The 20,366-nt window shown below is 43.4% G+C and carries 19 protein-coding genes; 12 read left to right on the forward strand and 7 right to left on the reverse strand.

Annotated features, from left to right (window positions below):
- Positions 1 to 35: 35 nt before the first annotated feature.
- From R7P36_RS12375 to R7P36_RS12385, 3 genes are all read left to right on the forward strand, one after another.
- Positions 36 to 863 carry an AraC family transcriptional regulator gene (locus R7P36_RS12375; RefSeq protein ID WP_005385198.1) on the forward strand — a complete coding sequence of 276 codons (828 nt, stop codon included), beginning with the start codon at positions 36 to 38 and terminating at the stop codon, positions 861 to 863.
- A gap of 79 nt (positions 864 to 942) precedes the next feature.
- Positions 943 to 1,653, forward strand: coding sequence for an AzlC family ABC transporter permease (locus R7P36_RS12380; RefSeq protein ID WP_138939617.1), 711 nt, complete (start codon positions 943 to 945; stop codon positions 1,651 to 1,653).
- Complete coding sequence (locus tag R7P36_RS12385) at positions 1,653 to 1,964, forward strand: AzlD domain-containing protein (protein WP_005385193.1); 312 nt, start codon at positions 1,653 to 1,655, stop codon at positions 1,962 to 1,964. The genes R7P36_RS12380 and R7P36_RS12385 overlap by 1 nt, the downstream gene beginning before the upstream one ends.
- On the opposite strand, the gene R7P36_RS12390 is transcribed toward R7P36_RS12385, so the two are convergent.
- Together R7P36_RS12390 and R7P36_RS12395 are read right to left on the reverse strand one after the other, a co-directional pair.
- A complete protein-coding gene (locus R7P36_RS12390) occupies positions 1,961 to 2,575 on the reverse strand; it encodes a fumarylacetoacetate hydrolase family protein (protein WP_138939665.1) in 615 nt (204 codons plus the stop codon). The two genes, R7P36_RS12385 and R7P36_RS12390, sit on opposite strands and share 4 nt — an antisense overlap.
- A 220-nt stretch (positions 2,576 to 2,795) precedes the next feature.
- Positions 2,796 to 3,854 carry a porin gene (locus R7P36_RS12395; protein ID WP_086047288.1) on the reverse strand — a complete coding sequence of 353 codons (1,059 nt, stop codon included), beginning with the start codon at positions 3,852 to 3,854 and terminating at the stop codon, positions 2,796 to 2,798.
- Between the two features lie 609 nt (positions 3,855 to 4,463).
- Between R7P36_RS12395 and R7P36_RS12400 the strand changes: the two genes are divergently transcribed.
- From R7P36_RS12400 to R7P36_RS12410, 3 genes are all read left to right on the forward strand, one after another.
- Positions 4,464 to 5,441, forward strand: coding sequence for a porin (locus R7P36_RS12400; protein WP_053350491.1), 978 nt, complete (start codon positions 4,464 to 4,466; stop codon positions 5,439 to 5,441).
- A 464-nt stretch (positions 5,442 to 5,905) separates the two neighbouring features.
- Entirely contained in the window at positions 5,906 to 6,763 is an 858-nt protein-coding gene (locus R7P36_RS12405; protein ID WP_005375542.1) for a DMT family transporter, read from the forward strand.
- Between the two features lie 43 nt (positions 6,764 to 6,806).
- Positions 6,807 to 7,421: a glutaredoxin domain-containing protein gene (locus R7P36_RS12410; RefSeq protein ID WP_017635855.1), complete on the forward strand. Its 615-nt coding sequence runs from the start codon at positions 6,807 to 6,809 to the stop codon at positions 7,419 to 7,421.
- A 126-nt stretch (positions 7,422 to 7,547) separates the two neighbouring features.
- On the opposite strand, the gene R7P36_RS12415 is transcribed toward R7P36_RS12410, so the two are convergent.
- From R7P36_RS12415 to R7P36_RS12425, 3 genes are all read right to left on the reverse strand, one after another.
- A complete protein-coding gene (locus R7P36_RS12415; RefSeq protein ID WP_017635854.1) occupies positions 7,548 to 7,682 on the reverse strand; it encodes a hypothetical protein in 135 nt (44 codons plus the stop codon).
- A 133-nt stretch (positions 7,683 to 7,815) separates the two neighbouring features.
- Positions 7,816 to 8,163, reverse strand: a complete 348-nt coding sequence (locus R7P36_RS12420) for a hypothetical protein (protein WP_005375501.1) — start codon at positions 8,161 to 8,163, stop codon at positions 7,816 to 7,818.
- A 176-nt stretch (positions 8,164 to 8,339) separates the two neighbouring features.
- Entirely contained in the window at positions 8,340 to 9,533 is a 1,194-nt protein-coding gene (locus R7P36_RS12425; RefSeq protein ID WP_017821607.1) for a multidrug effflux MFS transporter, read from the reverse strand.
- A 105-nt stretch (positions 9,534 to 9,638) separates the two neighbouring features.
- On the opposite strand from R7P36_RS12425, the gene R7P36_RS12430 reads away from it, so the two are divergent.
- Together R7P36_RS12430 and R7P36_RS12435 are read left to right on the forward strand one after the other, a co-directional pair.
- The gene (locus tag R7P36_RS12430) at positions 9,639 to 10,526 is read left to right on the forward strand and encodes a LysR family transcriptional regulator (RefSeq protein WP_025768470.1); all 888 of its coding nucleotides are present in this window, start codon (positions 9,639 to 9,641) and stop codon (positions 10,524 to 10,526) included.
- Positions 10,527 to 10,709: 183 nt separating this feature from the next.
- Complete coding sequence (locus tag R7P36_RS12435; RefSeq protein ID WP_318122169.1) at positions 10,710 to 12,530, forward strand: putative bifunctional diguanylate cyclase/phosphodiesterase; 1,821 nt, start codon at positions 10,710 to 10,712, stop codon at positions 12,528 to 12,530.
- A 106-nt stretch (positions 12,531 to 12,636) separates the two neighbouring features.
- Here R7P36_RS12435 and R7P36_RS12440 read toward each other — a convergent pair whose 3' ends face one another.
- The gene (locus R7P36_RS12440) at positions 12,637 to 13,920 is read right to left on the reverse strand and encodes a peptidoglycan DD-metalloendopeptidase family protein (RefSeq protein ID WP_025768471.1); all 1,284 of its coding nucleotides are present in this window, start codon (positions 13,918 to 13,920) and stop codon (positions 12,637 to 12,639) included.
- Between the two features lie 124 nt (positions 13,921 to 14,044).
- Positions 14,045 to 14,674, reverse strand: coding sequence for a hypothetical protein (locus tag R7P36_RS12445; RefSeq protein WP_158173157.1), 630 nt, complete (start codon positions 14,672 to 14,674; stop codon positions 14,045 to 14,047).
- A gap of 200 nt (positions 14,675 to 14,874) precedes the next feature.
- Between R7P36_RS12445 and R7P36_RS12450 the strand changes: the two genes are divergently transcribed.
- The 4 genes from R7P36_RS12450 (at position 14,875) to R7P36_RS12465 (ending at position 20,229) form a co-directional block, all read left to right on the forward strand.
- Positions 14,875 to 15,276: a GFA family protein gene (locus R7P36_RS12450; protein WP_158173158.1), complete on the forward strand. Its 402-nt coding sequence runs from the start codon at positions 14,875 to 14,877 to the stop codon at positions 15,274 to 15,276.
- A gap of 153 nt (positions 15,277 to 15,429) precedes the next feature.
- Positions 15,430 to 16,101 (forward strand): YoaK family protein, encoded by a 672-nt coding sequence (locus R7P36_RS12455; protein ID WP_005375484.1) that lies wholly within the window; start codon positions 15,430 to 15,432, stop codon positions 16,099 to 16,101.
- A 455-nt stretch (positions 16,102 to 16,556) separates the two neighbouring features.
- Positions 16,557 to 17,921, forward strand: coding sequence for a YjiH family protein (locus R7P36_RS12460; RefSeq protein ID WP_017635848.1), 1,365 nt, complete (start codon positions 16,557 to 16,559; stop codon positions 17,919 to 17,921).
- A 436-nt stretch (positions 17,922 to 18,357) separates the two neighbouring features.
- Positions 18,358 to 20,229, forward strand: a complete 1,872-nt coding sequence (locus R7P36_RS12465; protein WP_213900036.1) for a methyl-accepting chemotaxis protein — start codon at positions 18,358 to 18,360, stop codon at positions 20,227 to 20,229.
- Positions 20,230 to 20,366 lie beyond the last annotated feature (137 nt).

Here is a 20,366-nt window from a genome sequence, read left to right on the forward strand (position 1 = left end):
TTCTAAAATGATTTTCTTGAGCAGACCGGATAAAGATGAAAGAAAAGAATAAGGAAATCGCTACCTTCAAGATAGCTCAAGAGCTCGGTGGTTTAGAACTTCTCGATGCAAAGTATGAGAAGCAGAATTTTTCACGCCATAGCCACGAAGGTTACACTATTGGTGTCATCGAAAAAGGGGCACAACAATTTTTTAGGACGGGCGGGAATCATATCGCGCCACAGGACAGCATCATCCTTGTTAATGCAGATGAAGTACACAACGGGCATTCAGCCTCGGAAGGCGGCTGGGAATACAAAGCAATGTACCCCGTACCTCAGCAGTTTCAAACTTTAGGACAAGAGCTTGGTTCACCAAATGTAGCTCTGCCCTATTTCCCTCAACCTGTGGTTTACGATCCTGAGCTGGCTAGTCAGTTACGATTGGTATTTGAAACACTAGAAAAATCAGACAACCGTTTATTGAGAGAAACTTTGGTTTACGGCACGTTGATCAAGCTAGCCAGTAAACACAGCACTCATCGGGCACCACTGAAAGAATCAACCAGAGCTCAAAGACAAGTGCAGCTAGTCAGAGAATTTTTGGAAGACTTTCCACAAACGGACGTCTCACTAGAAGAACTCGCCAAACTGTCTGGATTAAGCCCTTTTCATCTGCTGAGAGAGTTTCAAAAGCAATTTGGCTTTCCGCCTCATGCCTATCAAATTCAGCAACGTTTACGTATGGCGAAGAAGCTACTAAAAATGGGACAAAAAATTTCAGACGTGGCACAAGAATGCGGCTTCCATGATCAAAGCCATCTGCATCGACACTTTAAAAAAGCCATGGGCGTCACTCCCGGCCAATACGTCCGTCACAGCTAAAGCAGCAATATTGTACAAGGCGTTATGCGACTACCGAGCTATCTTGGTAATCTGATTTAGGAATAAATAAGAAGAAACTATGGACCACACTTTGCCGTTACAAAAAGAATCAAAAGCCACGCTATTTTGGCAAGGTACACTTGCGATGATGCCTCTGAGTATCGCAGTGCTCCCTTGGGGCTTACTCGCAGGCTCATTCGCAATTGATACTGGGCTTCACCCTTTGGAAGGACAAGCACTATCCGCCATTTTGTTCGCAGGTTCTGCACAGCTCGTCGCGATGGGAATGATTAAAACGGGAGCAGGTCTAGTGACCATGTTACTGACAACGTTTTTTATCACCTCTCGACACTTCCTCTACAGTGTATCGATGCGCAGTAAAATTTCACAGCTCCCTCTAAAATGGCGATTATCACTCGGCTTCTTACTTACTGACGAGCTGTTTGCGATTGTAGGCCACCATTCCGATAAACAATTTAATCGCTGGTATGCACTTGGGGCTGGTCTGAGTTTTTACCTGTTTTGGAATGTCGCGACATTGACGGGCATTATTGCGGGAAGTCTAATCCCTGAACTGAACGAAATGGGTTTGGAATTTGCTGTGGCCGCAACTTTTATCGCAATTGTAGTTCCGACTATTAAAAATGCAGCGGTGCTCGCGAGTGTTCTTGTGGCTTTGGTGAGCTCGGTTGCCCTAACCTATTATCAAATTGAGGGAAGTTTGATGATTTCGAGCATTTTAGCCATGCTTACTGGTTACTTTGTGGAACAAGTAAAGGAGAAACGCTAATGATCATGTTGGCTATTTTACTGATGACGGTACTTGTTTTCACCAGCCGCTACTTATTTTTAGAACCCAAGCTGCCATTGCGATTAGGGACGCGCACTCAAAAAGTACTCAATTACGCTAGCCCCGCAGTACTGACTGCGATCTGGGCACCTATCGTTTTCATTCCCGATGGGGAGCTCAGCGTCAATGTGCAAAACCCATTTTTACTGGCTGCCGTACTGGCTGCTTTAATCGCGTATTTTACTAAAAATGTTCTTTTAACGACGGTTATCAGTATGGTGGTATTTCTCGTTCTGCGAATTTGGCTTTAATCCGCCAACCACTCAATCTCCAACAAGGTGACATCGCCACACTTTAATCGACCAAGGAAGATGTCACCTTCATGTACCTCACCAACACCCTTTGGTGTACCAGTCATCACTACATCGCCATCTTGAAGTGTTGTGTAACTGGTTAATTCATCCAGGATAGTTAGCGGCGGATAGAGCATTTGGTTAACGTGACCTTTTTGTACACGAACACAGTTGATCAAGAGCTCAAGGTTAAGATCATTGATATCAACGTTATCCAAAGAGACAAACCGACTAAACACAGCAGAGCCATCAAATGCCTTAGCACGTTCCCACGGCAACCCCTGATTTTTAAGCGAGGATTGCAAACCACGCTTGGTCAGATCCAATCCCAAACCAACCGCTGAATAACGTCCATCCTTGATCAAAAAGCAGATTTCAGCCTCATAATGAAGGGGCTCTTGATGGAATGAACGCAGAGTTGTTGATACGGAAGTTGCGGGTTTATTAAATACCACCATTTGCTCAGGCATTGCATTATTAAGCTCATGAATATGTTCAACGTAATTTCGTCCAACACAAAGCACTTTACCCACTTCTACTTTCTTTTCTTCAACTTGAATAACACTCATCATTCTTCCCTGCAAAACAAAAATCCCATCATAATCTAACCTATTGACTTAACGACACTAAATAGCAACCTCTAGTGTAAAAAATAAGACATTCACCCCGTTTTGAGTTTTGTATCATCTAATTGAAACAGCAAAGTATTTGTAAAACAAATAGACAAAAAAGCCAGCACGAGGCTGGCTTTAGATCAATGAGCTGAATAATAGTTCTCGCTAAATCCTATTATAGGTAGTAACGAGCACCTAACGCCCATTTGTCATCAGTTTCACGACCATTGTCGTCATTTAGGTCAAACTGGTAACCCGCGTAACCAACAAATTTAGGCGTGAAGTTGTATTCTGCTTGTAGTGCCATTTCTTCACGAGCAGTTTCTGTTTTAGAGCTCTTAAACTCTTTACCTTCCACCATCTCATAGTTAACACTCAAGTTTAGGCTGTTTGCTAGAGCGTATGCGATGATCGCTTCGTACGCATCACTTTCTTCTAAACGGTCGCCTTTTGCACTGAAGTTCATGTTTTCGTTTGAACCATAAACCGCAGCAAGGAATAGGCCTTGGCCGTACGCACCGTAAGATGCTGATACAACGTGTGATTCCGCCGTGTGCTTACCTGCATATGCAGGGTGCTGGAAATCGCCGCCATTGTAAGAGTAACCGATTTTAGCGCCCATGACTGAGTAAGAAAGCGCAGCTTGCACACGGTCATCGTATTTAGCACCGCCAGTTATAACTCCAGCATCGTTGCGCGTGTAATCATCGTTTGCACCCTGCCAACCAAGACCAAAGTTGATCACACCCGCTTCACCCAGCTCGATGGCATTACGGTAAGAAAGCATTTTATCCGCACGGCCAGTGCCAAGGTTTCCATGATCGTCATAGATGAAGTCGTTGGCAAACGCGATTGGCATATCTGCAATACCTGCGACATCGTAGTAAGGTGACCATTGCGTACCACCTACTGCACGACCATAAACCTCATGCGTTATACCTAAGTAACCTAGACGAGTTTTAAACGACTCTTCACCACCGTCTAAGTAGTTTAGCGCCCATTCACCACGTGCGTCTGCGGTGAAGCCATTACCCAAATCCTGTGTCGCAGAGATATTGATACGAGGAGAGTTAGTACCCACATCCGTGTCACCTTGCTCTGATCCATTTAAATTAACAGAAACGTGGCCGCCCATCGAAAATGTTGTGCCATCGTTATTATATAGTTCCACTGCAACTGCTTGAGTACCGAAGGTTGCTGCCGCGATTGCCGCTGCTAATAATTTTTTATTCATTTCTAAATCCATTACTTATTAGTTGGTTAGTCAGTTTTAGACCCGGCTTTGGTTCACTTTCGTAAAAACGAAATGATGAACAAAGAGAGGAATACAAAGGCTATCCGAGGCATCGTTTCCACCAGATTAGTTTTACCTTTGTGTAACAACTGCCGACACTTTATTTGATTAGTTCCTGACAACCGAGTGAAAAGATCTCAGACAAAACCTAAAAAGCAATCGTTTACTTAGCCTTCAAAAAATCGAGAAATAAAAACCTTACAATAAGAAATGCTTTAGAGAGAGTTAGCTCACAAATAGCTGATGATTCGCTATTTTTAGGCCAAACTTCCCTGCCAAATTGAAATGTTTACTTACATTTAGGGTCAAGAAACAATTCAGGAACTTTTTGAAAAAAACACAGTCTTCAACGGAGAGGAAAAAACCTCAAAAAAGATAAACCTTTCTTTTTATAAGTGGTATGAGAAGGGACACTTATTCTCGCCAGCAATAAAAGTGCAATCAAATCATAACTTAACAGAAATCTATCTTTCATTTTCAGCCTTTACCTTAGCGTCATCAACACATCGGGCAAGAAAGCCCATCGATTACAACTAGGGTAATAAGAAAATGAAAAAGGCAGCACTAACTACTGCAATTCTTACAGCATTGGTATCAGCACCATCATTCGCAGCAACTGTATACAAAAACGACGGTACTGAATTAAAAGTTGGCGGCCGCGTTGAGTTTCGTGGTGACTTCATCGGTTCAGACGGTGCTGAAGTTGAAGGTTCTATGGAAGATAAAAGCCGTGCTCGTCTTAACCTAAAAGGTAAAACAGACATCGGCAACGGCCTTTCTGCTTTCGGTGTTTACGAAGCCGAACAAAAAACGGGCAAGAGTGAATTCAAAAACCGCTACATGTATGCAGGCGTCGACTCTGATATCGGTGCTTTCTCTGTAGGTCGTCAAGACATGGCTGCAGTCATCATCTCTGACATGACGGATATCACTGAATTCTCTGGTGTTCAGCAAGTTATTGATTCGTCTTCTGATAAGCAAGACAGCGTTTTCGCATACCGTGGGGCGTTTGATGCACTACAACTTCAAGCAACCTACCAAGCAAACTCTAGCGATAACGAAGATAAATACGGCATCTCTGGAATGTACTCACTACCAATGGGCCTAGACCTCGGTCTTGCATATTCTGGTGGCGACGTAAATAAAGACAACTCTGAAGACCAAATTCTAGGTGGTATCGCCTACTCGATGGATAACCTATACCTAGCAGGTACTTACTCTCAAGGTTCATTGACGGACGCTGAAGACTTTACGGCTTACGAGTTAGTAGCAAGCTACAAAGTAGCGAGCAAAGTGACCCTTGCTGCGCTATACACAGCTCAAGAGAATGATCAAGACAACGGTCCAAAATACGACACCGTTGAAGGGATCGAGCTCGTTGGTTACTACAAACTAAACAGTAACTTCCGTACTTACCTGTCTTACTACATCAACCAACTCGATGAAAAGAAGGATGTAGTAGATGGTAAAGTGAAAGTGGTTCAAGGTGAAGACACACTACGCCTAGGCGTACGTTACGATTTCTAATTCACTCTTGTCCTAAGAGCGAGTCCACTTGGCCAGCACCTTTGCTGGCCATTTTTTATGTACCCCAACACAACTCGATAAGTTTTCACACTATCCAAGCATCGCTCAGCAATGAAAAACGACCGTAACGACGCCTACTTCTGCCCTCTTTTAATGCGATTGATCACTAAGTTAGTGCATTTCATCTAATCGACAACATAGAAAAACCAAAAAACCATTTAAAATCAAATATATAAAAGTTGGCACGTGTTCTGCAATATTATTTATGCAAATGCATGGCAGCGTTTGTGCTTCTCGTTCTTTGTACCTGTTATAACAGGCACGTCCTTTGAATTGGTAATGTCGCCTCCCTCTGGGAGGCATTTTTTTATTGGCGCGAAAAACAATAGGACGTATGATCCCGCCACCTCTATCAAACTGGAATTTTTCAATTGAATCATCATCCTGTTCAAGGTGCGTCCTGGATGCTAACAGCTGGCTTGGCATTCGCCATAGTGAACAGCTTCGCCCAAATTGCTAGCATCAACTTTGGTGTCTCCTCTACCACATTTGCGTTATTCCAATATGCAATCGCCTTATTTGTTATTCTGCCCTACCTACGTACACTTGGGATTAGACGTTCTTTAAGAACCCAACACTTTGGCTGGCATGCATTCCGCATTTTTCTCTCTGTTATCGGGATTCAACTTTGGTTATGGGCTCTCGCTTACCCAGTTCCAATTTGGCAAGGTATTGCACTTCTCATGACCTCCCCGTTATTTGCCACAGTTGGTTCTGGCTTGTTACTCAAAGAGAAAGTAGGTACTGCACGCTGGCTCGCTACATTGACGGGGTTTGTTGGTGCCATGATTATTCTTGAGCCTTGGGCAGACTCATTTACATGGGCGACCCTGCTCCCTGTTGGCGCCGCATTTTTCTGGGCAGCGTATTCATTAATGGTTAAAAAAATGTCGGTAAACGATCCGCCTTCAACCATGGTTGTCTATTTATTACTGCTGATAACGCCATTTAATATCTTGTTAGCGATACCGACGTTTACTATGCCAGATACGTGGACGATATGGGGTGTGCTTTTAGCCGCAGGTGCACTTACAGCACTCGCTCAATGGGCTATCGTTAAAGCATATGCAGTAGCAGACGCCTCATTTGTGCAACCATTTGATCACGCCAAACTGCCTTTGAATGTTGTTGCTGGTTGGTTGGTGTTTGGTTGGGTGCCTCCTGGTCGTTTATGGTTAGGTGCTGCGATTATTATTGCATCTATTGCGTTTATTACGCATTGGGAAGCGAAAAAGACAAAGTTAGTTGAAAGAAAAATCTAATTTAAAAGTTCTATATTTTCAGGAAAGGAAATGAGGAACCCATATGAGTCAACCAATCAAAATTACACTGTATCGCTGGGCTGGTAGTTGGGGCCCATTCAAAGTCAATATTCCTTGTGGTGAATGTACATTAACCAAAGATATTTTAAAGGATACTTTTGAAAACGAACTAGCCGATGTGCCCGTTGAACTTGAAGTAAAAGATTGGTTATCGCACTGGTGGGAACCATTAAAAGCGGGGGCTTGGCATGCACCCATTCTTCTTGTCGAAGGGAAAGTTATCAGCCAAGGAGAAGCATTGAATCGGGGTGTGCTTGTACAGTCTGTTATTGCTGAGTGGGTAAAACGCGATGAGCTAAAAGGCAACATTGTTTATGGTAAAGCAACTTGCCCTTACTGTGTCAAAGCCAAACAATTACTTGACGAGGCTGGTGTTCAGTATGAGTACCGTGATGTAGTTAAAGACAGCGCCGCCTTATACCGCATGATTCCTGAAGTAAAAGCCATCATTGGCGAAAAAACACCGGTAACAGTGCCGCAAATCTGGTTAGATGGAAAATATATTGGAGGCGCTGACAATTTAGAAAAGTGGTTATCAGCAAAGGGGCTAGATAAAGTGCCTAATAATGTTGTGGAGATACCAAGCCAATCCGCGTAATTCTAGATTTAAATGTCATCAGCCTTTGAGTAGCGTTTGCCAATGTTGTGCAATATGTTGGCTACTTACTAACAACAAAACAGAGAAAAGCAAAAAGCCCTGATTTTTCAATCAGGGCTTTTTAAATTATTTCGCCAGTTTTTTAATAACACGAGCAAAAACAGAAGCTTTTTTCTTCTTCGCTTTACCGTAAAGCGCTTTGTGCATCGCGTCTTTTGCAATCATCTGGCCAATATAAGCACCACCAAGTTCGTTACCCATGACCTTCTCCTGAATGTATTGACTTAACTATGTTGTAATTTTACACCACAATTAGATAAAAACAAGACTCCAGTCACATTTATTTTGTAATTAACTTTCAGTTTAGTTTTCGTGGATTTTTTGAAATGAGCGTCTATCGCTTAGGTTGTTGGTATGTTTTACCCGCTGCGACGTACGTATCTTTCTGTTTGATTTCAAAGAATGTTTCAAAGAACCACGCAGCAAACTTGATCAAGTGATCGCCTTCATTCATGACGTGCTCTACGTATTCTTGCTCTTCTCCGGACTCATCTTCTTGAGTGGTAATATGGTAAATACGTTTCTCACCATCAACTTCTGCAAGGCCAAACTGACCCGTTAGGGATTGCGCCGCTTGTGCAACTTCTTCTTCCTCACACGCCTTCAAGATTTCAAGTGCCTTTGGCATGCTTTCTTGCTGAGTAATTTCTTTTACCAGTGTTTCAAATTCGTTTTGTTGCATTCTTTCACCTAACGATTAGAGATCGGATAGCCATTGGGCAGAAATGTATTCCAAGCTTGAGAGAAGTATCAAGGTTCGCCCTCTTCCTTTCAAACCAAGTCATTCAGTATACACAACAGGCCAGACTTAATTTAGCTGCGCATTTTAGAAAGCCGACCTTCTGGTTGCAAGTATATTCAGATGGAAGTTTCTGCTTGAACCGTCCCTTCTGGCACTTTACGAAATTGGCTTAGTACAAGAACAAAGCAAGAAAGTAACGCAATAAACAAATAAAACACCCCAAGCTGCTGCTGATTCGTAACCCATGAGTCTACTAAGTACCCACCAAACAAACCTGCTAAACACATTTGAATAGAACCAGATAGCGCAGAAACCGCGCCTGCCTGTTGCTTATGTGGGGAAAGTAGCAAACTGATCGATACCGGGAATGACATTCCTTGAGCAAAACTTAAACACGTGAATGCCGTCAGCAATGAAAATACACTGAAGGGGGTAACCAACAACATGAAGCCTGCAACAGCAACAATCGCGAAACTCATCAGCAAGATTTGCTGAGCTTTGTAACGAGCATTGATCAAGTTCAGCACTAAGCTACCCGTCAGCAAACCAACTGATGGTATGATCATCAAAGAGCCGTAATCTGCCGCCGTTAATCCTAACTCTTGTTGCATTAAAAATGGATACAAGGAGAGAGTAACCAGAGCCGATAAATAACTAAGCCAGTTGTAGCTCGCACTACCAATCACTTGTGTATTCGTTAACAGACGCAAATAGTTCGCGCTTACTTCGCCTACTTTAAATTTTCTCTTCGGATAAGGCAGCGTTTCTGGCAGCACCAATAAACCAAGTGTAAAAATTGCCATTAAGTAAATCAGTACAAACACGAAGACAGCATGCCAACTCAGGTGAAAAGCAATCCAGCCACCAAACAGCGGAGCAATAATTGGCATCACTGAAGCAGTGACTGAAATATAAGATAGCGCTTTGGTTAATTGCATACCGTCATAACTATCACGCAGTACTGACCGACCAAGTACCGAAGCGCTGCCCGCTCCTAGGCCTTGCAGTAACCGTCCCGCTTCAAGGGCAACAATGTTGTCCGAAAACGCGATGCAAATAACCGTACCAACTAGATATACACTTTGCCCCAGAATAAACACCGGCCGACGACCAATCGCATCAGACAATGGGCCGTAAAAAAGCTGAGAGATACCGAAGCCAACGAGAAATAGCGTGACGAGATTCTGAATCGAATGTTGCGGCAAATTCAAGTCATGACCAATCAACGGCAAAGAAGGAAGATAAATACTAACGCCAACTTGGCCTGTGGCAATGATCATCATCGCTAATAACAATGGTGTTTTACGCAAACGTTCCTCCTACTTTGTGACAGATTGATGGCAAACAGTGTATATTTGATACTCAAAGATGATAATCAGCTAAGTTGGAAAGGAATTAATTCCCAAGGAGATACAATGGACTGGATTCAAAGCGTGAAGAGTTATATTCGTGTGGTCGAAGAAGGTAGCTTTAATGCAGCAGCGCGGAAACTCAATACCACCAGCTCAGCTATCAGTAAGCGAGTTCAATGGCTAGAAGATAAAATTGGCGTTCAACTACTCAAACGTACGACCCGCTCAATTAGCCAAACTGAAGCTGGTGCGCTGTTTTATCAACGAGCAAAAAGTCAGCTTGATTCATGGCAATCGGTATTAGATGAAACTCGCTCAGTCAACCAATCACCAGCGGGGTTATTGAAAATTGGCGCGACACTGGCGGTTGGTTCTAAGTTTTTGGTGCATTACCTAGATGATTTTCTTGATAAATATCCAGACATCACACTTCAATTAACAACAACGCTACCAGGCCAATTGCCAGAGCTAAGCTTAGACCTGTTTATTAGCCGGGAATTAGAGCAACTGAACTCTCTAAGTTTCAAAGCTACTGCACTTTTCGAACATAAAGCCCAGTTTTACGCCGCGCCTAGTTACCTAAAGAAATATGGCACACCACAATGCGTTGAGGATCTGACAGAGCATAATGTCCTGATTTGGGGAGAAAAACCCTCACGAGAAATCAAAACAAATCGAGGCAAACGTATCAGCTTGTCCGGTAACTTTGCCACGACCAACCCAGAAGCGCTGTTTCATGGTGCCAAAAGAGGCATGGGTATTTTGATGACGAACAACGTCATGATCAAAGATGATCTCAAATCCGGCGCGTTAGTCCCTATCCTGCCCGATATCACAGCGGATAAAGCCACTGTATATGCCTACTATCCAAAGCTGGATTATCAGCATACCCGGACTAAGCTATTCCTCGATTATCTCAAATCACGATTAGAAGAGGAGAAGCGCGCCTAGCTTAGCGTTTTTATCGCTATACCTTTAAAAGGTTCAAGCATAAAAACATGAAAATAATGATTTGTTCGTTCACAAAATTTGAAAAATCTGCCTTAGTAACCGATAGTTTATTTGATGCATATCAAATAATAATTCGTCGTGTCTTACACGATATGTTAATAACAACGCTAGGTGAAATGCTCGATGGGTCAGGTACAAATCAGTTTCCACAAAATTGATGAGATATTGAAGCTAAACGGCACGGCTCAGCTAAACCGAGTCACGTTAGATATTCATCAACACTTGCAGAGCCATTGCACTTGCGTTGTAGAAGTTGCGCATCTTCAGCATTCGGCTCATACCATTTCCTTCGCCAGCAATGGAAAAATTACAGACAACCTAAGCTACCACCTTTCAGGCACCCCCTGTGAAAAAGTGGCGAAAGACATTGGCGAACATATTTTCTATCAAGACCAGGTATACAAGCGTTTTCCTGAAGATCAGATGTTTCAAGAAGATGGCATTCAAGCTTACATTGGCCTGCCATTGAAGACACAAAATGGCGAAGTTCTGGGAATTTTACTGTCTACCTTTACCCGAAGCATCCACGCGAAAGAAGCGCAAGATATCCTCGACTTCCACCGATTTTATGCCAATGTCATTATTCATAGCTTACGTGAAAAGTGGGTCAGTGAACGTTCAGATAAGCTTCTTAATCAGCTTAGCTATGAGGTATCGCATGATAACCTAACTGGACTGCTCAACCGTAGCTGTTTAGCTGATACCTTGGAGACATTAACGCAGCAAGCGACTCGTCCATTCAGTTTGGCGTATCTTGATATCGATAATTTCAAATCGATCAATGATATCAACGGAAACTATATCGGCGACCAAATCATTAAGTTCACAGCTAACGCCATTCAACAGAGCTTGTCGTCGCCAAACAATGCGTTCCGTGTTGCAGGAGATGAATTCGCCTTCATCACGTACGACGAAGTTCCTGTCGCCGTGTGTCAGGAAGTACTCGACAAAATTGAAAGCGGCTACAGCGACAAATCTAACCGGATTTCTTTCACCGTTAGTATTGGTATTGCACGTGCCCCAGTACATATGTTGAACAGCGATGAGCTGATTTTGAATGCCAGTCTCGCTCTCAAAGATTGTAAAAAACACCGCGATACACGGATTCAGCATTACGACACACACCTTAGTGCGTTATACCACCGTAGGACGCAGCTTATTGAGGCAATGCGAATCCAGCTAAGTACTGATATACAAGACAGCGATGAGTTGTATGTAGTGGTTCAACCGATCGTCGATATCACGAGCGACCGCTGGAATTACTTTGAAATTTTGACTCGTTGGAATAGCAATATCTATGGAAATATCTCTCCAGCGGAGTTCATTGAAGCTGCCGAACAATCAGGCCTGATTATCGAGTTAGGTGAACGGATTATTGAACTCGCGTGTATCGCAAAGCAAGAACTCGAAGCGAACCTAGGCTATAAAGTCAAACTCTCCATCAATTGCTCAGCGTATGAGCTGGTTGATTCCAACCGTTATATTAATCACTTAACCAACATGGTTGAAAAGTATCAGCACGAAGCAAAAGACTTTGTTATAGAGCTCACCGAGACCGTCTTACTCTCACAAAGTGGCCGTGAACAGATGGTACTTAACTCGTTGCGATACTTGGGTTTTAAAGTCGCACTGGATGATTTTGGTACGGGATACTCAAGCTTGAACTATATACACAATTATCCGATTGATAGCATCAAAATCGATGCTACCTTTGTGCAGAACATGCTCTCAAATACAACCTCTGAACAAGTAGTGTTTTTGATAGCGCAATTGGCAGAGCTGCTCGATGTGGATTTGATTGCCGAAGGAGTAGAAGACGATAGAGCACTACAAAAGTTAATTGAAATGGGCTGCCACTACATCCAAGGTTATTTTTACTCTCGTCCACACAGTGTTGAAGAAATCGTACACCTGATAAATGAACGTGAAGTGCGGAGTGCCTAACGTACTGAACAGACTGCTGTCATAGAATTCAAATCTAGTTAATGCACAAAGTAAAAGAGACCAAGCTATGCTTAGTCTCTTTTTGTTTTTTGAGCGAAGTACTTTATTACAGCACTGCTTTCTCTTTATCGCGTAATAGTCTATCCATTTCATCTCTGTTCGCGACAAAAGTAGCCATCTCTTTCTTAGGAACAGAACTCGCCATTGGGATATTTGCTCGCATAGCGTTAACTGGACGGCCGTATTCAATCAACTCATAGTGAAGGTGTGGCCCAGTCACTCGACCTGTTTTACCAGAAAGACCGATACGCTGGCCTCGAGAAACCTTTTGCCCTTTCTTCACCAAAATCTTACTTAGGTGTAAGTAACGGGTTTTGTATTTGCTGCCGTGCTCAACAACCACGTAGTTACCCGCATAAGGGTGTTTACGAGTCATGATCACTGTACCATCACCAGTAGAAACGACTGGTGTACCGGTTGGTACAGCAAAGTCAGTGCCGTTGTGCGGCGCAACACGCCCCGTTACTGGATGTAAACGATTAGGATTAAAGCCAGAACTGATACGCCAACGGCTACTTACAGGGTAACGCTGGAATGCGCGCTGTAAGCTTTCACCTTTGGCATTGTAGAATTGACCATCAGTATGAAGGTAAGCGGTGATCTCGCGGCCGCGATTATAAATCTTAATCGCCTCAATTTCGTTCTTACCTGTTGGTACACCATTGATGCTTTGTGAGCGACGAACAACTTCAAATCGATCACCTGCACGAAGATCACGTCCAAAGTTAAGTTGTTCTTTGAGTAAGCTTACGACTTGACTCACTTCCGCCGACGTTAAACCTAAACGACTCGCAGAAGAAGAAAAACTGCCTTGAATAACGCCAACTAAAGGTTCTTGGCTCCACACGCCAGGAATGGAAATATCAGTAAAGTCATAGCTACCATCACTATTCAGCTTGTAGACCACTTTATCTGCAATAGAAAATTGCAGTTCCATTTTCGCTAACTCGCCTGTCGCATCATCACGCCAGAAACGGAGCGTATTGCCCGGCTTAAGTGTATCAAGTGCCAAGTAGTTCAAATCCGTTTCCATTACTTTCATTAACGAGCTGTAACCGAAACCGAGCTGACTAAAAATAGTGCTTAGGTTGTCACCTGCTTGGATTTGATATTCGAAGTTCGGGGGAGTGACAACTTCGGCAGTTGTCGCATCAAGAATTTTTTCAACGACCTGAGATTCAGGTAGGTTCAATGCGATGGTTTTGGTTAAAGATGACTCTTTGAGAGAGTGAGAAACACCAATCGCAACTAAAACTGGCAAGGAGTATAACAGCAGCGCTCTACGACTTGTCAGATTCGGCAACCGTCTTGTAATTTCATTTGTAGACACGGGAATTACTATCTCCTTTCAAACAAGGCTCATAGCTTATGCATTCCCGAATAAGAAATCACTAGGAAATTTCGAGATCTAGCGCAGAAAATACTGAATTTTTACAGAACTCAAAAAAAATTCATCACTGTTGCATATGTAAGTTATTCCCTACACGCTGTAATGTGGATGAATTGAATTGATTTGGCTTGTCTGCCATTGCTTGATCGTCACCGTGCGCTAAATATGAAAGCGTGATAGTTGTATCACTTTTCCATTCGAGCTGAGTAAATTTCACGCGGTCACCAACAAAAATACTGTCTAAAAGTACAACTCGGCTCGGCACGGGGTCAAACTTGAACAAGCCAACATAGTTAAACGAACCGCTACCTTGTGTCGTTACAATCATCGATGCAACAACCCATGAAACACCTTCAATCTCACGCTGGCTAATCGACGCAGTTGGAACAAGTACCTGACCTTTCGTCGCACCTGCATCATAGTCACCTATCAAATAGCCGTTTTCTTTATCCCACTCATCAAGAAAAGTGACCGCACCCTGCTCGGGGACTTGGATCGTCCAAGGATTACGTGCAGTGATACCAAGCGTCTCTTGCACAATAACGTTCGTTTCTACTTCTGTTTGAGGAAACTTAGCCATGATCTCGTCATCAGACAAACTAAAACGATAAACACCCGCGATCACAACCACAACCAATAAAACGATTGGAATAAGTAGAATAAGTGGTATCGGCAGGATTTTTTTGTGAGTCATGAAGAGTTCCTTGTTTCAAGGTATAAACGAAAAGCGAGTATACCATTGTATACCCAAATGATTTCACCTCTTCAAGTGTTTCAAAATTAAACTAAACTGATTGTATCCAAATAGTTTCAAGTCCAGAGCTCATAACGAGCCAGTGACATAAGCTCTGTGCTCTAGGTCTATTGGTGTATTGGGACAAATAGGTAATCACGATGACAAAAACCATTCATACATGCGAGTGCGCCTGCGGTTTAGTTGAGATCCGTTGTAAGGGAGAGCCCACCCACACGTCTGTCTGCCATTGCTTCGAATGCCAAAAACGAACTGGCAGTGTTTTTGGGGTACAAGCTCGCTTTGAAAAAGAGCACGTCACTTTAAACGGTGAATTCACTAGCTATACCCGAATTGGCGATGATGGCAGTGAGGTTCAGTATGACTTTTGTCCATCCTGCGGCACGACAATGAGGTTGTTCGTTTCTGCATACCCAGAAATCATGATCATTCCCGTCGGTCTATTTACTGATAAAGAGTTCCACCAACCTACGGTTTCAGTCTATGAACAAATGAAACACGGGTGGGTGAGTTTCGAATGCACAACGGAACACATCTGCTAGCGGGCAATCCACGTTCACGTATTTACTTTGGCTCGGACAAACGCCCTATAAGTGAGATTTTTTTGAGAATGATCAATCGAGTTTTACTGTAAAGGGTTTCGTAACTCGGTGTGAGCGTTATAATCGGCTCCTAATATTTGGTGGGGGTTTATTGTGATTTCCAGACTTCCTCGTTGGGTGGAATATGGCGCGTTTCTACTAGCTCTTCTCGCGGGCTGCGTCAACGCCGTTGGTCTTCTCGGCTTTCAACACCAAGCGATAACTCATCTTTCGGGAACCGTAACTCAGCTAGGGAACAGCTTGCTAACAGGTGTGGATAGCTCCATTCACCTGCTCTTCATCGTATTTAGCTTTTTGATTGGCGCTGCCTTTAGCGGCTTTTTTATTGAAAGCAGTGCGTTAAAACTAGGGCGAAGATATGGTGTTGCACTGTGCATAGAAGGGAGCTTGCTCTTACTCAGCTTGGGCTTTTTGGTGCAAGGGGATTTGTACGGCCAATATCTAGCATCAGCAGCATGTGGATTACAAAACGCAATGATCACCACGTTTAGCGGCGCAGTAGTCAGAACCACACATATGACCGGAATCATCACCGATCTAGGGATTATGATTGGAGAGAGCTTGAGAGGTCGTCAATTTGACCGACGTAAAGCAAAATTATTCCTATTCATTTTCTTTGGCTTTTTGTTTGGCGGCGTCGCGGGAGCGGCTCTATTTACGGTATATGGTTTATATACGCTGGTTTTCCCAGCAATATTGGCTTTTTCTACAGCTCTGATTTACTGGAGTTACCTATACATACTTAGCCGTCAACAAAAAGCATAAAATTTCGATCCGATTGAAGCGACATGCTTCAATCGGATTTGGCTCAATAAGTTCACACTGCAACGGTACAAGAAACGCTGAACGGTATTTTGACACCACTAAAAACCTTAGAATAGATAAGGCTAACTGAATTTCTGGCAAAGAAGTTAGTTAGATCAAAATCACATTTGTTTACCATTTTATTATTCCAGTCACAATGCGCCCCATAATTCACTGCGCAACTCGCCTCTCGTGCTACAATTTTCTAACACAAGCAACATATTCGCATACACTTAGACGTTATTTGACCAATTACCCGACAAATCGGCTGAATAACTAGATGCATTTAATGAATAGTATTGCAATGGATGCAGTTTGCGGGTACCCTCCGCAAAACTGTGATTAAATACGGATGTTTAGTGAATATTTATGTCATGGAAATGGCAAGTATTGACTAGTAGTAACACGAGACAACTATGCATAACACCACTAATGCTACTGAAGCTCCTAAGGGCAACTTTTGGATGTTTTTCATCCCTTCCCTAATTGGTCTTCTACTCTTTATGGCTCCGATCTCTTACGATGGCGGCCTAACCATTCCCGTTGCCGTGATGGCAAAAGTCATCCCAGCGGTGTTAGGCGATACCTTGATTGCTATCGTCACCAGTATCATCGCTTTCATGGCCGTTGCTTCTGTTCTTTGCAAAATTTTTAAGCCAGCTGCAATTTTACGTAATGGTTTTTTAAACGGTCTCTTCAACCCATCTCCACTTTGGCTCGTTGTTCGTTTAATCGGCGGCGCTGCCGTGTTAATGACGTTCTTCCAAGTGGGTCCAAAAGCAATTTGGGAAGAGAACACTGGCGGGCTTGTTCTTACTGGTCTTCTACCTACTCTGTTTGCCGTTTTCATTTTCGCGGGTTTACTGCTTCCGCTTCTTTTGAACTTCGGTCTTCTGGAGCTATTTGGTGCGTTACTCAGTAAAATAATGCGTCCGGTATTCAACCTACCTGGCCGCAGTGCAATTGACTGTATGGCATCTTGGTTAGGCGACGGAAGTGTTGGTATCTTGCTAACCAGCAAGCAATACGAAAATAAGTTCTATACTCAGCGTGAAGCGGCTGTTGTCGGGACCACTTTCTCAGCAGTATCGATCACGTTTAGCCTAGTTGTTATCGCTCAGGTAAAACTAGAGCACTTATTTTTGCCTTTCTACGGCGCTATCTGTCTAGCTGGTATCGTAGCTGCGATTATCATTCCTCGCCTGCCTCCGCTTAGTCTGAAGAAAGATCGCTACATTGACGGCAGCAACCCAGATAAAGACGCAGATGCAGTGCCAGAAGGCCACACCACATTCTCTTGGGGTATGGATCTAGCTCTTAAGCGTGCTGGTCAAGTCACATCGGTTCAGTCTGTATTTAAAGAAGGCGTACACAACGCAGTCGACATGGTATTTGGCGTATTACCTGTAGTGATGGGTCTTGGTACCGTTGCATTGGTGATTGCAGAATACACGCCTGTATTTGCAATTCTGGGTCAACCGTTTATCCCATACCTAGAGCTACTGCAAGTCCCTGAAGCTGTTGCAGCATCACAGACAATCGTTGTTGGCTTTGCGGATATGTTTATTCCAGCAATTTTAGCGGCCTCAATCGATAACGAAATGACACGTTTTGTTATTGCGGCAATGTCAGTAACTCAGCTTATCTACATGTCGGAAGTAGGTGCCCTACTGTTAGGCAGCAAAATTCCAGTAAACATTGTAGAGCTCTTCGTAATCTTCATTTTACGTACGCTAATCACGTTACCTGTGATTGCTGGCGTTGCTCATCTTATTTTCTAAAATCGAGACGTCAATTAACAAAGGCTCCGCATCGTCGGGGCCTTTTTTATACCTAAAACTCCGTCCACATTAGGCTTTTAGTAAAAAGCTCATAATTTACAAAGACAAAACTTCAACAAAACACCTTTCAGCACCAACAAAATTTTCATCACCTCACCTGTAAAGCCAGTTGATGCCACTGTTTGTTAAGCAATTCTTTTCATTATGACGATTTCATTAATTGAGCTCGCAAACATGATCACACTCACAAGTTTTAACGTAAATTGTCGGTTTGTTTAAATTTAGTTAAAAAAGACGACAAATGAGTTCATGTTTTTGACAAAGATGTCGATAAAAATATAACCAAACACAATAGGTTTCTCTTTATGCCCAATTCGCTCGGTTTAAAAGAGGCGAAAGCAAAGTGGAACCAACCGGGAGAATCAGAGGAAAGCTCATGAAATTCAGACATAAGGTTGTCACAGCCTCTTCATTTTTGCTGCTAATTACCGTGTCGTTATTGTCGACACAACAAGTTATGACCATCCGCTCCCAAACTCAGGAGCAAATCGACTCAAGTGTCAACGAGATATTGACCAGTGTTGGTAACACTGTGCACTCAGAAATGAATGCAAAGAAGGATCTCGCTCGCTCCATTACTGAAGTGATTGAGCTTGATCCCAGTTCACATAGCTATGTTCAAAACATACTTGAAAGACCGACGCCAAAAAGCAGCTTCCTTGCCATCGGTTTTGGTTATGAAAGTAATGGCTTTGTGATTGAAAATGACGACGGCTGGGATGCGGGTCCAGACTACGACCCACGTCAGCGTCCTTGGTTTATTGCAGCTAAGAGCAAAGGCGATTTGGTCGTAACCGATCCGTACGTCGATGCGTCTTCGAAAAACGTTATCATCTCTGTTGGTACGCCAGTAAAAGAAAATGGCCAGTTTTTAGCCGGTATGTTTTATGACCTCGAATTAACTACCCTTTCTGATCTGGTCAACCAAGTGAATCTGTTTGATGCTGGTTACTTATTTCTGATCACCGCTGATGGCACAACCATTGCTCACCCTCAAAGTAAGTATAACGGCGAGAAGGTCGGTAGCTACCTCCCGCAAATCGAACTTACGCAATCAGCACAACATGTTGAGATTGATGGCAACCGCTACATGGTTAACCTGACTCACATTCCTGGCGAGAACTGGTACGTAGGTTCGGTGATCGATGAAGCTGTTGCCTATTCCGCCGTAGGAGAGCTTCGTAACAACGCTATTATTTATTCAATCATTGCCGTGATTGCATCTATTATCGCCCTAACTCTGTTGATTCGCACTCTCATGCGTCCTTTGGACACGCTAAACAATGCGATTAAAGATGTAGCATCAGGGAAAGGCGACCTTACACAACGCCTCGAAACAGATACTGACCAAGAGTTTTCTGAGCTTGCCACAAACTTCAATACGTTCATGGAGAACTTACAACAGCAAATCATTGAGTCGAAACGTATTTCTGATCAAATTTTAAACGGAACTCAAATCACCGCTGAGGGCGCAAAAGACTCGGCAGGCGCAATTCACACTCAGCTGCAAGAGCTAGAACAACTTGCTACCGCGATGCATGAGATGTCTGTCACCGCGACAGAGGTTGCTAATAATGCGCAAGGTGCGGCAAGTGCAGCCAAAGAAGCCGACCAAGCAACGGTTGAGGGGTCTTCTATCGTTGGTGAATCGACACAAACGATAAACATGCTTTCCGATAGCATTGACCTTGCAGTCGAAGAAGTACAAGTGTTGGAATCTGCTACCGCCAATATCGAAACGATTCTAAAAGTCATCAACGATATTGCGGACCAAACGAACTTACTCGCGTTGAATGCCGCAATCGAGGCTGCACGTGCGGGAGAATCTGGCCGAGGCTTCGCCGTTGTTGCAGATGAAGTACGTACACTGGCACAACGTACTCAAGAGTCGACAACAGAGATTCGTACTATGATTGAGCAACTACAATCTGGCGCTTCATCTGTGGCAAATGCCATGCATCAAAGCAAAGGTAGTGCTATAGAGGCCGTTGAAAAAGCGGGTTTAGCAAATAGTGCGTTACAACGCATTCGTGATGCGATTCAGCGTATTTCCGATATGAACTTGCAAATTGCCTCAGCAGCGGAAGAGCAAAGCCTTGTCGCTGAAGAGATCAACAACAATACGGTGAATATTAAAGACCTATCGACTCAAGTCGCCGAATCGGCAAATCGAACCAACGACGCGATGCAGGCGCAACAAGAAGATGTACATAAACAAGATCAAATCTTAAATAGATTTACTGTCTAACACTCATCTAAGCAAAAACAGCGAGCACCGGCTCGCTGTTTTTGTTTTTAACCCTAGTATTGGTCGATGTTACATGTGCCATGTTGGTGCTTTTAAGCTCAACATTACAAGAACGCCGACTATGTGTCCTTTCAAGT

The sequence above is a fragment of the Vibrio sp. 397 genome (assembly GCF_033339395.1).
Taxonomy (GTDB): domain Bacteria; phylum Pseudomonadota; class Gammaproteobacteria; order Enterobacterales; family Vibrionaceae; genus Vibrio; species Vibrio alginolyticus.